Annotated in this window: 8 protein-coding genes and 1 pseudogene; 4 read left to right on the top strand and 5 right to left on the bottom strand. The window is 70.0% G+C overall.

Annotated features, from left to right (window positions below):
• Positions 1-83: 83 nt before the first annotated feature.
• Positions 84-1,901, bottom strand: a complete 1,818-nt coding sequence (locus CGU34_RS07585) for an ATP-dependent helicase (protein WP_100813749.1) — start codon at positions 1,899-1,901, stop codon at positions 84-86.
• On the bottom strand, positions 1,898-2,818 hold the full coding sequence (nudC, locus tag CGU34_RS07580) for an NAD(+) diphosphatase (RefSeq protein ID WP_100813748.1): 921 nt from the start codon (positions 2,816-2,818) through the stop codon (positions 1,898-1,900). Before nudC ends, CGU34_RS07585 begins: the two co-directional genes overlap by 4 nt.
• A gap of 63 nt (positions 2,819-2,881) precedes the next feature.
• Between nudC and CGU34_RS17520 the strand changes: the two are divergent.
• A pseudogene (locus CGU34_RS17520) lies at positions 2,882-3,646 on the top strand (phosphotransferase); the annotation flags it as partial.
• A gap of 458 nt (positions 3,647-4,104) precedes the next feature.
• Here CGU34_RS17520 and CGU34_RS07575 read toward each other — a convergent pair.
• Together CGU34_RS07575 and CGU34_RS07570 are read right to left on the bottom strand one after the other, a co-directional pair.
• Positions 4,105-7,638 (bottom strand): UvrD-helicase domain-containing protein, encoded by a 3,534-nt coding sequence (locus tag CGU34_RS07575; protein ID WP_440344733.1) that lies wholly within the window; start codon positions 7,636-7,638, stop codon positions 4,105-4,107.
• Positions 7,639-7,691: 53 nt separating this feature from the next.
• Positions 7,692-11,021, bottom strand: a complete 3,330-nt coding sequence (locus tag CGU34_RS07570) for an ATP-dependent DNA helicase (RefSeq protein WP_232711585.1) — start codon at positions 11,019-11,021, stop codon at positions 7,692-7,694.
• Positions 11,022-11,192: 171 nt separating this feature from the next.
• Here CGU34_RS07570 and CGU34_RS07565 point away from each other — a divergent pair, with 171 nt between their 5' ends.
• Entirely contained in the window at positions 11,193-11,417 is a 225-nt protein-coding gene (locus tag CGU34_RS07565; protein WP_036299639.1) for a DUF3107 domain-containing protein, read from the top strand.
• A gap of 1 nt (position 11,418) precedes the next feature.
• A complete protein-coding gene (locus CGU34_RS07560; RefSeq protein ID WP_100813747.1) occupies positions 11,419-11,736 on the top strand; it encodes a hypothetical protein in 318 nt (105 codons plus the stop codon).
• On the opposite strand, the gene CGU34_RS07555 is transcribed toward CGU34_RS07560, so the two are convergent.
• Positions 11,726-12,442, bottom strand: a complete 717-nt coding sequence (locus CGU34_RS07555) for a ferritin-like fold-containing protein (protein ID WP_036299643.1) — start codon at positions 12,440-12,442, stop codon at positions 11,726-11,728. The two genes, CGU34_RS07560 and CGU34_RS07555, sit on opposite strands and share 11 nt — an antisense overlap.
• 212 nt (positions 12,443-12,654) lie before the next feature.
• Here CGU34_RS07555 and CGU34_RS07550 point away from each other — a divergent pair, with 212 nt between their 5' ends.
• A complete protein-coding gene (locus CGU34_RS07550) occupies positions 12,655-14,142 on the top strand; it encodes a DEAD/DEAH box helicase (protein ID WP_100813746.1) in 1,488 nt (495 codons plus the stop codon).
• Positions 14,143-14,176 lie beyond the last annotated feature (34 nt).

Below are 14,176 nucleotides of genomic sequence, written 5' to 3'. Positions count from 1 at the left end.
GCCCATGCTGGCGCTCCAGTTGCTCTCTGCTGGTGCACCCGTTCCCTCGCCCGAGCTCATCCACGAGAGCGCTGCGGCACTCATCAGGATCCTCGCGGACCCGCGTTCCGCGGAGGGGCGCTCTGTGACGGTGAACGCGGCGGGCGGGCGGCGGCAGCAGGCGCACCGGCCGCACGATGAGTGCGGATGCCGAGCTCCTGAAGGAAACGCGAAGGCTCCCGCTCCGCTCTCCCGTTCCCGGCGGACCACGACAGCGAGACAGAACGCCGTGCCCGCGTGAGGGCGACGTAGAGCAACCGGCGCTCCTCGTCGACCTGCTCGAGTCCCCGCGCATACGAGATCGGCAACAGTCCCTCGGACAAACCGATCACGTGTACGTGATCCCATTCGAGCCCCTTGGCCGCATGGATCGTCGCCAGGGTCACGGTGCGGAGCCCCGGATCGTGCTGGTCGCGGGCACGTGCCTGAAGATCGTCCGTGAAGGCGCGCAGCGTCGTGCCCGGCGGCGCATCCTCCGCCAGACGCAAGAGCGTCGCGCGCGCTTCCCACGCATCACGGAGCGCCCCACCCGCCGGGGGCGGCGTCTCGGTGTACCCGCGCGAGCGCAGCAGATCGCGAACGATCGGAACGAGCTCGCCCGAACCACCCGCGACGGACTCGCCGCGGAGCACCATGACCGCATCACGAACCTCGGGCAGCTCGAAGAACCGCTTGCCACCGAGGACGCTCGCGGCGATGTCTTGGGCGGCGAGCGCTCGCTGCAGCGCTGCCGACTGCGAATGAGCGCGATAGAGCACGGCGAAACCCTCGGCCGTCTCGCCCCCGTCGAGTCGCCGCTTGATATCGCGGGCGACCGCCGCCGCCTCGGCGTCGTCGTCGGGATGCATTGCGGTTGTGGCGGGCGGTACTGCCGGGCGGGTGTCGACCTGCTGCTCGGCCGGGGGTGCGCTCGCACCCGCGGCGACCAGCTCGAGAGCCCCCGGACGACCACGCATGAGTGCGTTGGCCGTCGCGAGAACGGCCGGCGCCGAGCGATAGTTGCGCTCGAGGCGCACCATCAGCGCGCCGGGGTGGTGTCGCTCGAAATCCAGCAGGAAGCGCGGGTCAGCGCCCGCGAACGAATAGATCGTCTGGCTCGCGTCTCCGACCACGCAGAGATCGTCCCGGTCGCCGAGCCAGAGCGAGAGGAGTCGTTCCTGGAGCGGCGAGACATCCTGATACTCATCCACGGTGAAGTGGCGGTACTGCTCGCGGACGGCGCGCGCAACGCGCGGCTCGGACTCGATCATGCCGGCGCAGGCGAGCAGGATGTCTTCGAAGTCGAGCTGGCGCCGTTCATCCTTGAGCTTCTCGTAGGCCTCGTGCAGACCAACCACAGCGTCGGGACTCAGACGCCCGAGGCCCGGGCGGCCGGCTCGTGCATAGTCTTCGATCGTGCGGAGGGTGACCTTCCGCCATTCGATCTCGGACGCCACGTCGCGAAGCGTCGCCCCGTCGAGATTCAGACGCAGGCGACTCGCCGCATCGGAGAGCACGCGCACCTTGTTGGGCAGGACCGGCGGGGCCGACTCCCCACCGGCAACCGTCGGCCAGAAGTAGTTCAGCTGCGCGAGCGCGGCGGCGTGAAAAGTGCGCGCCGAAACCCCCTCGATGCCCAGCGACCGCAGGCGCCCCCGCATCTCTCCCGCCGCGCGGGTCGTGAATGTCACGGCCATCACTCGGGGTGGCGAATACATCCCGCTATCGACGCCGTAGGCGATGCGGTGCGTGATCACGCGGGTCTTGCCGGACCCCGCCCCCGCAAGCACGCAGACGGGTCCGCGAACGGCGAGCACCGCCTCACGTTGATGCTCGTCGAGATCGTTCAGGGCACGCTCGGCGCCCTCCGAGACATCTGTCATCGCTCCGTGACCCGCTCGAGCCACTGCTCGATGAGTCCGCGGGAAATGGACGACGGCCCGGGAAGCGTCACATCGCCGTCACCGGCGAGCGCCCGGGCCACCTCGTCCGGCTCGAACCAGCGGACATCCACGATTTCGGAGCCGTCCGGACGCGCGGCCTCGGAGTTCTCGGTGAAGGCGAGGTACCCGAGCATCAGGGAACGCGGGTACGGCCATGCTTGCGACCCGACATACTCGATCGCTGCGATGCGCACGCCCGATTCTTCCTCGATCTCGCGCACGAGGGATTCCTCGGCCGACTCCCCGGCCTCGACGAAACCCGCAAAGCACGAGTAGCGCCCTTCGGGCCAGGCGGCGTTCGATCCGAGCAGCAAGCGGGTACCGTCCGTGACCGCGACGATGACGGCGGGGTCGGTGCGAGGGAAGTGTTCACGGCCGCACGATGGGCAGTGTCTCGACCATCCGGCGTTTCGCAGTTCCGTCCGCGTTCCGCACGCGGGGCAGAAAGCAGCGTCTCGGATCCACCGTGCCAGCGACAGCGCCTCGACGAAGAAGGCCGCGTCCTCGAGCCCGAGCGCGCCACCCACCTCACGCAACTCCGCCCACCCACCCGCGGGATCGACCGGGGCATCGTCCTCTTCGTCTAGCAGCGCCAGGAGGACCGGGCCCGTGGCATCGCGACCAAGGAACGCCACGATCGCCTCGGTGTCTGCGCCAGGGGCAACAGCCGAAGCGGGCACGAATACGATCGCACCGGACTCGTCGAGCGGAGCGCGACCGCGCCGCAGCAACAAAACGCGGGCACCGGGCTCGGCCGCGAGAACCGCGAGTGCATCGGAAAGATCGCGGTCCAGCGCCGAGCGGTCGATCGGCGAGACCGGGGGCGTGATCACCCTGGGCAGGCCCGGGACCGTCATGGAAGACCTCTTTCGCGGGCGTGGCGCGGGTAGTGCGTGCAAGGACAGACCTACCCTGGGGGCATGACTGGCTCCCCCCTCACTTTAGCCGCGTCGGTGAGCGCAGCCCTGCCCGAGGCCGCGATCGTCTCGACGGCTGCCCTCTCGACAGGCGAGGGCGGACGCTACGACAGCGCCGTCGTCGGGCTGGACGACGGATCCCAGGTCGTCGTGCGCGCACCGGTGGATGCATCCGCCGCCAGCGACCTCGCCACCGAGGCGCTCGCCCTGCGCGCCCTGACCCCGGGCGCCCGCGCCCTCCTGCCCTTCGCGGCGCCTCGTCCCCTCGGCGAGGTCGCACTCGCCGAAGGTCGGGCCCTGCTCACCGACCTGGTGCCCGGCTATCGCGTCGAGGCGGGCGACCTGCCCGCCGGCCCGGGGGCCGCGACCTCCATCGGCATCGCCCTGGCCGCCCTGCACGCACTCCCCGCATCCGTCGTCCGTGCTGAGGGACTACCCGTCAAGACCGCGGAAGAGGTTCGTGAGGCGGTCGTCGCCCTCGTCGAACGGGCCGCGTCCACTCGCCGATTGCCCGTCGCCCTCGCCACACGGTGGCGCCGCGCAGCCGAGGACGAAGCACTCTGGCGATTCGACCCGTGCGTTGTACTCGGTGACGCGGTCGCGTCGTCCTTCCGCTACGAAGACCGAGACGGTGCACCGACCGTTTCTGGCGTCCTCGGCTGGAGCCGGTTCAGCGTCGGCGACCCAGCGGTGGATCTGCAATGGCTCGCGGCCGCGCCGGATGCCGCCGACGACGTTTATGCCGCCTACGTCTCGTCCGCGCACCGTTCACCCGACCCGGACCTGCGCACCCGTGCACGGCTGTACGCCGAACTGGAATTCGCGAAGTGGCTGCTGCACGGCCACGAACAGCGCCGCGACGACGTGGTCGATGACGCGGTCGCTCTGCTCGACGCGCTCGTCGATGGTCTGGGTGATAGCGCGGCGCGCCTCGATCCGGTCGCGGTCGTCGGCGTGGACGATGCGATGGCCGTGCTCGCCGACACTCCCGTGACGAAGGCCAGCGCCGAAGACGACGGCAGCATCGCCATGCAGACCGACGCGTACGACCCCGAGATGGTTTCCCTGTTCGTCGCCGCCGCCCGCGAGCACGAACCGAACGAACGCGACACGTCGTCGGGGGGCGAGCCCGCGAAACGGTCATCGTCGCTGGGCGAACCATCCGCCGTGCCGGTCACTGACATGGAGACCGCACCCATCGATGTGAGCAGCTGGAGCGAACTTCGTCAGGCGTCCGGATCGGGTGCCGCGGCCGATCCCGCGATTTCGGACGACACTGATGCGGACACCTCTGATCCGGCTGACCCGGACGAGGAGATCGAGGCAGCACGAGCCTCGCGTGCCGCCTTCCAGCGCTGGGCGAGGTCGGCCTCGGAGTAGAGCCGGTCACCCCGCAGGATGAGATCGTCGCCCACGTAGTACAGGACGACGTCGATCTGATCCAGGGGGATGCCGCGGGCCTTGTGATAGGCCACGCGGTAGAGGGCGAGCTGCAGCATCCGCTCTTCCCGCTCCGCCGCCGTCCGCGGCGGGCGCCCCGTCTTCCAGTCCACGATCTCGATGCGGCCCCCGCGATCGTGGCGACGATAAACGGCATCGAGCTTGCAGATAACGACGCGTCCGGGTCCATCCGTCTCGGCCAGGGCGAAGTCGATCTCGGTTTCGACCTCGAGGGGCTGCAACGACCCCCATTCCGACCGCTCGAAGTTCGCGCGAAGTCGCTCGAGGTCCGCGGCGTCTTCGGCGGATGCCTCGGAGTCGGTCGGATCGTCGTCACGCTCCCACAGCGCGTCATCGGTTGACGCACCGGCGCCGCTCCGACCCGACCGATGCTCGACCCACGAGTGGAACAGCGTGCCAAGCCGCGTCTGCCGGTACGGCCGCTCGGGCATGGGGCGCGCAATGGCGGCAACGGTTCCCGAGTAGTCCGTCACGAAGTCCTTGAAGCGGGATGCGGGGATTCGCGTCGGCGCCGCATGGCTGGGCCCCTTCGCACGCAGATCGCGCTCGGCGAGCAGGCGCGCGAGCAGCTCATCCGGTTCGGGATCGGCACGTGTTGCCGCGTTCTCGACGCTCGCCGCGGCGGCGCGCACGATGGGGCCCCGCGCACCGAGCGGGTCGAGGGGCCACGAGAGCACCTGTCCGCCCCGTTCGACATACGGGTTATCGCCGGGGTCGGCGGGCTCGATCGGCGGCATCCCGAGCGCCTCGACCATTTCGGCGAGATACGGGCTGGGGTCGCGAGGTTTGCTCTGCCCACCCCACTGCGATCCCGTCAGCAGCAGGTCCGAACGAGCCCGCGTGACGGCTACGTAGGCGAGGCGCCGCTCCTCGGCCTTCTGGTGGTCGCGCACACCGTCGCGATAGGCCGCGATGGCCTTCCGTAACGCGGCGCGCTCGGGATCTGCGCCCGGGCGCCAGTCCAAAACGGGCAGCGCATCCCGGTCGCCGCGGAATGCATAGGGCAGCACGCCGAAACCGAGCCATCCGGCGACCGAACGCGGGGCCTTGGGTAGTTCGTCCTGCACGAGACGGACAACCGCCACCGCATCCCACTCGAGGCCCTTCGAGCCGTGCACGGTCAGCAGCTGCACGACTCCCGGCTGCGGAGGCTCCGGACGCGGCATGAGCTCGTCGGTCTCTTCCGCGTGATCGAGCCAGGCGAGCAGACTGCTGATCGAGCCGCGCTCATCCGCCGTCAGGAAGGCGCGCACCTCGTCGAGGAAAGCACGCAGCTGCGCCGCCGCGACGCGCGCGGGCCCCCGCGTTTCGTTCGCCGCCAGCTCGATGTCGAGGCGCAGCTCGAGCTCGATCGTGCGGATGAGATCGGGGATCGGCTGAGCCACGGCCCGCCGCAGACGCCCGAGCATCTCCCCCGCCTCGCGCAGGCGAGCGCGCCCGGCGGGCGTGATGTCGGCGAGGAGGCGGTAGTCGTCGCGTACCGTGCGGACGAACTCGAGCGCATCAACGAGCGATGGCTGTTCGTCGGCGCCGGCCGAACCACGCACGCGTGCGACCAGTTCGGCCGGGAGCGGCACGAGCGAACCGTCGCGCTTTGCGAGCGCATCCGCCAGGGCGTGCAAGGCGGCGAGGTCGGCCACGCCGATCGCGAAGCGCGGCCCCGACAGCAGACGAATCAGCGACGACCCCTGCGAGGGGTCGTGGACGACCCGGAGTGCGGCGACGACGTCGACGACTTCGGGTGTTGTCAGCAGCCCGCCGAGTCCGAGGATGCGGTGTGGCACGTCATGCCGCGCCAACGCCTCGGCGAATGCATTCATGTGCCGCTTGGTGCGGAACAGCACGGCGCCAGAGTGGGCCCGGGGACTGCCGGATTCGGCCTGGGCCCCCGCCTTTTCAGCAGAGTCATGCCGCGCTCGCACCTCGACGAACCAGCGCGCGACCGCATCCGCTTCGTCGTCGATCGTCTTCTCGAATCGACACTCGACCCGCCCCTCCGCGGCACCGGGTCGTGCCCCCAGAGCACCCACCGGCACCCCGCGATGCTCCGCTCCCGCCACGAGCCGGTTCGCGGCGGTCAGGATGCTGAGGTCGTTCCGCCAACTGACCATCAGGCTGAACCGACCGCAATCGGTGCCGTGTGCGAAGGCGCCCGGAAAAGCGCCGAGATTGTCCGCGGATGCTCCGCGCCATCCGTAGATCGACTGATTGGGGTCACCGACGGCCATGACCGCGGAGTCTCGGAAAACTTTCGCGAGCAGGCGCGTCTGGATGACCGAGGTGTCCTGATATTCGTCGAGCAGCACGACGCGGTACTGCTCGCGAAGCTGGTCGGCAACTTCGGGCGCGCGCTCGATGATCTCGAGCGCGCCGGCTACCTGATCGGCAAAATCGAGGGTGTCTTCGGCTCGCTTGCGGGTGGCGTAGTCGTTCACCAGTCCCGCGAGAACGGGTAGACCGCTCATCGCCGCGTGGAATTTCTCGATGTCTCCGGGATGGGCGAGCGCGGGGTTCGTCAGCGGCTCGAGGGCCGTGGCCCACTCGTCACCGAAGCGGGCCACACTCTCGGCATCGACGCGGTTATCGAGAAGCTCACCGGCAAGGCGGTGCACGGCATCGACGACACTCGCAAAGGCCTCACCGCGCTCGGAGAGGCGCTCGTCCTCGGACGCCACGACCACCCGCCGCGCGAGCAGCCACGATCCGGACTGGCTCATGAGCGCGGCATCCGGGTCACGCCCGATCCGTGGACCATGCTCGCGCACGATCGCGTCGGCGAATGCGTTATAGGTCGACACGCGGGGCCGCGACAACAGGGCCTCGCCCGCCGCATCCTGCTCCGGAGGCACGGCGCCGAGCGTCTCAGCGAGGCCGTCGACGAAGGCGATCAGCTCGGCGCGCCGTGCGCGGGCGGGCAGCGCGCCCGCCCTCGCCCAGAACGTCGCGAGGGTGCCGTCCGCCGCGAGCGCCTCGAGGTACGGGAGGAGTCCCCGCCGCCCGAACTCGTCAATGCCCGCCAACCGCTGATCGATTCGCTCGGCCAACTCGCCCGCGGCCTTGCGGGTGAACGTCAGCCCGAGCACCTCGTCCCGCCGCACGTGCCCGTTCGCGACGAGCCAGACGACCCGCCCCGACATCGTCTCGGTTTTACCGCTGCCCGCTCCTGCCACGACGAGCGCGGGGCTGGGCGGCGCCTCGATCACGGCGCGCTGATCGGGCGTGGGGTCGGGCAGTCCCAGGGCCGCCGACAAGACCGGGGCCGACAGACCCAGGCGGCCCGGCCATTCAGTGCTTCGCAATGATGACGAAGACGGCGACGACGAAGACGCGGTGGCAGCCGACACGAACGCGCTCACGAGGCCGACACCGCCTTGATCGTGTGGATTCGGCAGACGGCGAAGCGATCCGTCGTGCAATGCGTGTCGAGGTTCGCATCGAACCGGTCGGACGACATCCCCTCGGCCACGTCGATGATGGTGCGGAGGAACGACGTGCGACGTGCGGCATCCATGGGTGCTTGGCGCGCGAGGCGGTAGTGCGTGTTCTTCAGGGTCTTCGACAGGACGAGCAGCCGGGCGCCCGCATTCGCCGTCGGGTCGGCTCCGGGCAGCAACCCCTCGAGCAGAGCGAGTTGGTAGGCCGCCAGCTGTGCGTCTTCCGCGACCTTCTCATCGGTGACCTTGTCTTCCGAGCGCCCCGTCTTGAGATCGACGACGACCACCCGCTCCGAGCCGTCCGCGTCCCCGGGATCCAGCGCTTCGCCCCGGCCGGGCGGATAGACCTCGATGCGATCCACCGATCCGCTGAGCAGCGCCAGTCTGCGTCCCTCGGGAATGCTCGGTTCCGTTTCGAGGCGGGGCTCGTCTCGGATGGCCCAGACATCCGGCGCCATCTCGCCACCGTCTGCGGCGCTCGCGGCGGAATCCATGTCGATCGCGAGGCGGAAGCGCGCCTCGGCGCCGACCGCGCGGCCCTCTTCGCGGTGGAAGCGCTCGAGATATGCGTGCAGTCGGTCCACGAGCACCCCCGCCCACGCGTGCTCCTTGCGTGACATCCACGGCGCCTCGAAGTCGAGCTCGCCCCAGCGCCCATCGACCACGGCCTGCAGCGCGTCGCGGTCGCCGCCCGGAACCTCTTCCATGGCCGCGTGCAGGATCGTTCCGACCCCCGCCGACCACGAACGCGTGTCCCCACCGAGGGCGCGGATCGCCCAGTCCAGGCCGCACGCGTCGAACGCATCGAGCTTCGACGGTGAGACGTGCACCGGCGCGCGGGCGGGGTCACGCAGCGGAGCGTTCGAGGATGCCTCGGCCAGGCCGTACCACTGGTGTGGCGCCGCGCCGGGTACTCCCGCACGGGCGAGCACGACGAGCTGACCGGCCGCGTGCGCGCGCACCGGGGCGGGGGCCACAGGCGTCGTGAGCGCCCGCCGATGCTGGGCCACGAGCCCGCGCAGGGTGAGCGGATGCTCCGCTGCACCGGACGGATCATCCACGTCGTCGGGTTCGGGGAAGAAGCTGAGCAGCGGACTCGGGCCCCGATCATCGTCGTCGACGGCTGTCACCGCGAGGCGACTGCGTGCTCGAGACACGGCGCGGACCAGCAGCCGCAACTCGTCGTGAAGCGCCGCACGGCGCCGGTCGAGCGTGTCCGTCGCCTCGGAGCCCGCGGACGCATCCGCCGCAGAACCCCCGCCGATCTCGGCGAGCCGCCAGGTATCGAGCAGGCCGCCGCGCAGACGCACGTTCGGCCACACACCGTCTTGCACGCCCGCGATGACGATCCCCTCGAACTGCTTGCCGAGGGCCGCCGCCGGTGTGAGCAGCGACACCGTCTCGGCGACATCCGGCGAGGTCAGCATGTCTTCGGGCACCTCGCTGTCGACCATGCGACGGAGAAACGCTTCGGGGGCCTCGTTCGGGGTGGTCTCGACAAAACGCTTGGCGGCATCGAACAGCGCCACGAGTGCGTCGAGCGCGTGACCGCTTTCTGCGGACAGCGTGCCGGGCGTCGTGGCGAGCTCGTGCCAGACACGAGCCAGCGGGCGACCCCCACCATCCCGCGCACGATCCCACGCGACCCACAGCAGATCGTGCACCGTGGCACCGCGCTGGGCGTCGTCGTGCAGCACCCGCAGAGTCGTGGCCAAGCGCTCGGCCGCTCGGGCCTCGGGCGTGTCGAGCAAAGTCAGATCGAGGGGGTTCGCCATCGCCTCGTGCAGCAACTCCCGGGCCGGGCGGGTACCACCGTCGGCCAGTTCGGCGTGCCGCAGACGCGCGCGAAGACGCCGGAGTCCGACCGCGTCGAGTCCGCCGAAGGGTGAGAGCAAAACCGCTGCCAACGCTTCGGAATCTCGCGTTGCCGGCGCGCTCATGCCGAGCCGCACCAGCTGCACGAGGTCGCGCACCACGCCCTCGCTGCCGAGCGGCCGCGGCAGGCTGGACGAACGGGTGGGCACCTCGCGCGCGGCCAGTTCGGCCTCGAGTTCGCCGACCTGGCGGGTGTCATGGGCCACTACGGCGAGCGCCGACCACGGGATCTCGTCGACGATGTGCCACTCCCGCAGCACCCGCGCGATGCGATCGATCTCTTCGTGCGGGCTCGGCGCGATGATCGTCCGCACTCGGGCGTCCGGCGCGAGCTCGGGCCCGGGCGCCCGACGATGTTCGACGCGTCCGGATGCTCCGATCGCCGACGTCACCTCGCGCGCTATCCGGGTCAGAGCCGGGGTCGACCGGTGCTGATCGTCCAGCACGTGAAGCGTGCCGAGCGCGTCGCAGAGGCGCGCGAAAAGCTCGGGCGACGCTCCGCGAAACGAGCCGGACCCGATGTCCGGATCACCGAAGGCCAGCACCGCAACGCCTCGCGCCCGCAACCCGCGAAGCATCGCCATCCCCCCGCGCGTGAGCTCTTGGGCATCATCGACCAGCACGACGCGCAGCCGAGCCGGGGGGCCGAGCAGCGCCTCACCCGCCGCGCCCGCCGGTGCGGTCGCGAGGATCGCCGCTGCCTCACGCAACAGCTCGGCCGGATCGCGGTGGTCGGAGCGCATCGCGCCCACCGTGAATCGGTAGTCGGTCATGAACTCCGCCGCGCTCACCCACGCCTGGCGCCCGAGGCGCCGCCCCGCGGCCGCCAGCTCTGCGGGACCGATGCCGCGCTCCGTGCACTCTGCGAGTAGGGCACGCAGCTCAGCGCGGAACGTGCGCGATGCCCGCACCGCGGGGCCGAGAGACGCGGGCCACCGGGTGACACCGCGCTCGGCATCCCGTTCGTCTCCCGCGAGCAGCTCGGCGATGATGCGGTCCTGGTCCGGCGCCGTGAGCAGACGCGGGGGTTCACCGCCTCCCTGCTCACCACCACCCTGCACCACCACGGCACGGACGAGCTGGAACGCGAAGGACGCCATCGAACGGGCCAAGGGCCCCGGTGTTGCCACCCCGCCCACGAGCGCGAGCCGGTCGCGCAGGGCCGTGGCCGTCTGGCGGGTGGGGGTGAGCACGAGCACCTCGTCGACACCCACGCTCGCGGAGGTGAGCAGCCGCGCCGCGCGCGCGATCAGGGCCTCGGTCTTGCCGGTGCCGGGCGCCCCGATGACGACGCCCGATGCATCCGGGGGCAACATGACGACGGCGGCCTGTGCCGCGTCGAGGCCGTCGGCCCCGCCGCCATTCATGCTCATCCCCCCACGCTAACGCGGGCTCCCGACACCGACCGTCCGACCGCCCCCGCGCGGCACGGAAGGCGCGCGTTCGCCCTCAGCGTGACCGAGCCGGGCGGCCCTGTCCCACCCGTGTCGTAGAGTTTCAGAGCAGTCGGGCGTCGTGCCCGAAGAGCAGAGAGGCAGTCACCCGTGGAGATTCGCATCGGCATCGCCAACACCGGCCGTGAGCTGAACTTCGAGACGTCCGAGTCCGCCGAGACCGTCCGCGCCTCCGTCGCGAAGGCGCTCGACGCATCCGCTTCGCACGTCTCCTTCGCCGATTCCAAGGGCAATTCCTACATCGTCCCGACCGCGTCCCTCGCGTACGTCGAGCTCGGCACCGAAGAGGCACGCCGCATCGGTTTCGTCGGCTGACATGCTGATCGTCCTCGCGCTGGTCGCGGCCGTCGCGATCGGGTTGGCACTGCACTTCACTGTGCCGTTGCGCCCGACGCGCGGTGTCGCGCTGGCACCCCTGCTGGAGGCGGCGATCGCTGCCGTGATCTACACGAGTCTGACCTGGCTGGGTCTTGCCGAGAGCAACCCCTGGCTGTGGGTAGCGTCAATCCTGATTCCGGCCGCCGTGACCGCTCTGGTCATCCTCGTCGTGTCTCGCGCCCGGGCCGTGCACGACGAGCGCGAGCGCGCGCCTCAAGATCGCCTGAGAAGCTCGCGGACGCGGCTCAGGCGTTGAGGCCGACCGCATCCATCCGTCGCGAGTGCGCGGCCATGAGCTCGGTGAACACCGGCTCGACCTTCTCTTCGGCGGCACGATCGAGACCGACGGATGTCGTGAGCGCTGCCCGCGCGACGAGCAGGGTGTCGCCGACCAGGCGCCGCCCCCACATCGACAGCAGCGAACGCCATTCCTCGTCGCTCGCGATCGTCGCCCCGATGATCTCGACGATCGCGCCACGATCGTCGTCGGCTTCGAGGATCACGGATACCCGTCGCCCGGTATCCCCGTAGGTCGAGGCGAGCGCGTGGTAGAAGTCGTCGAGTAGCCCCGCGGTCAGGTGCACGCTCAGCAGCGTCTCCATCGGACGCTCGCCGCTCGTGACACGACGGAACGCATCGAGCTGCTCACGGAAGGGCAGCATCACGGTGGTGGGGTCTTCGTTCCGATCGCGGATGAGCGAAACGATCGCCTGATGCTTCGTGAGCGCCGCACCCGCGGCCCGCGACAGCGCTTCTTTCTGCGCCAACTCCGGCGTCGAGGTGATCAGTTGCGTGAGCGTCTCGAAATATCCGAGTTGCAGATAAGCGGCCTGGCCCAGGAAGGTCTGCACGTCCGGTGCGAGTTCGGAGAAATCGACGCGGGTGGCGCCCGATGACTCGCCCCGGGATCGGAGGGTCAGCACGCGACGCGGCGTGCGCCGCCGGCGCAACCAATTGAACACGGGATCAGCCTAGCCGCGGGGGCGCGCGACCGTCCGTGGCATGCGCGGGGAGTGGCGGAAGAGGCGTGCCGGAGAGCCTCGGGTAGGCTGGGCATCGTCCCGGCGTCGGATCGGGACCCCGCGCCTGTGGCTGAGTGAAGGGCGTGGATAACCCTTTCTGCCCTACGGGGCAAGCACCCAGGCAGCATCTCACTGCCGGACAGGCTCATATTGTGACGACCTTCGCCGAACTCGGTGTCGATCAAGACATCGTCGACGCCCTCGCGGCGAAAGGCATTATCGATGCCTTCCCGATCCAGGAGCAGACGATCCCCCTCGGTCTACCGGGTCAGGACATCATCGGTCAGGCCAAGACGGGCACCGGAAAGACGTTCGGCTTCGGCATCCCCGTCGTCCAGCGTCTCGGGCTCGACCCCTCCCCCGGCGTCAAGGCGCTCATCGTCGTCCCGACGCGCGAACTGGCCGTCCAGGTCTATGAGGACATGGACATGCTGACCTCGAACCGTTCGACGAGCGTCGTTGCGATCTACGGCGGCAAGGCGTACGAGGGTCAGATCGACCAGCTGAAGGCCGGCGCGCAGATCGTCGTCGGCACCCCGGGGCGCCTCATCGACCTCAACAACCAGCGCCTGCTCGACCTCTCGAATGCGACCGAGGTCGTGCTGGACGAGGCCGACAAGATGCTCGACCTCGGGTTCTTGCCCGACATCGAGAAGATCATCACCAAGGTCTCGCAGATCCGCCACACGCAGTTGTTCTCGGCCACGATGCCCGGCCCGATCGTCGCGCTTGCTCGTCGCTTCATGACGAACCCCATTCACATCCGCGCGACCGACCCCGACGAGGGCCTGACGCAGGCCAACATCAAGCACCTCGTGTATCGGGCTCACTCGCTCGACAAGGACGAGGTCATCGCCCGCATCCTGCAGTCCGAGGGTCGCGGCAAGAGCGTGATCTTCACGCGCACCAAGCGTGCCGCCCAGCGCCTGTCGGACGAACTCGGCGATCGCGGCTTCAACACCGCATCCGTGCACGGTGACATGAGCCAGGAGGCGCGCGAGCGCTCGATGGCCGCGTTCAAGGCGGGCAAGAAGGATGTCTTGATCGCCACCGACGTCGCCGCACGCGGCATCGACGTCGACGACGTCACGCACGTGATCAACCACACGATCCCCGACGACGAGAAGACCTACCTGCACCGCGCGGGCCGCACGGGTCGCGCCGGAAAGACGGGCATCGCGGTCACGTTCGTGGACTGGGATGACCTGCACAAGTGGGCGCTCATCAACCGAGCACTGGAGTTCGGTCAGCCCGAGCCGACCGAGACCTACTCCTCCAGCCCGCACCTCTTCACCGACCTGGACATCCCGGCGGGCACCAAGGGACGGCTCACGACCGCACCCCGCACGGCCGCCGTCAAGACGCAGGAGCCGCGGGAACGTTCCGCAGCGCCCGCCGGCGACCGCCCGCGGCGCTCCCGTTCACGTTCGCGTTCGGGTGAGAGCGGCGAAGGCACCGCTGCATCCGCCGCACCCACCGCTGCGTCGAGCGCCGGTACTGAGGCGCCGCGCGCCGAGGGCGGCGGAACGCACGATGGTGGCGGCAGCGAGCACCACGATGGACGGCCCGCGCCGTCGCGTCGCCGTCGTCGCCGCCGTTCGGGTGGCTCATCCGGCGCCCCCAGCGCCCCCAACGCGTAAACCGTCGCGTCGGCCGCCCTCTCGGCGGTCGGCG

This window comes from Microbacterium lacus, from assembly GCF_002812805.1.
In the GTDB taxonomy this organism is placed as follows: Bacteria; Actinomycetota; Actinomycetes; order Actinomycetales; family Microbacteriaceae; genus Microbacterium; species Microbacterium lacus_A.
The sequence above is the reverse complement of the archived record's forward strand: the minus strand, read 5'-3'. Positions and strand labels throughout refer to the sequence as shown.

What these genes read in the sequence shown, in the direction of transcription:
- CGU34_RS07585 (WP_100813749.1), bottom strand. Translation starts at nt 1,901, where the DNA reads ATGACAGATGTCTCGGAGGGCGCCGAGCGTGCCCTGAACGATCTCGAC.
- nudC (WP_100813748.1), bottom strand. Translation starts at nt 2,818, where the DNA reads ATGACGGTCCCGGGCCTGCCCAGGGTGATCACGCCCCCGGTCTCGCCG.
- CGU34_RS07570 (WP_232711585.1), bottom strand. Translation starts at nt 11,021, where the DNA reads ATGAGCATGAATGGCGGCGGGGCCGACGGCCTCGACGCGGCACAGGCC.
- CGU34_RS07560 (WP_100813747.1), top strand. Translation starts at nt 11,419, where the DNA reads ATGCTGATCGTCCTCGCGCTGGTCGCGGCCGTCGCGATCGGGTTGGCA.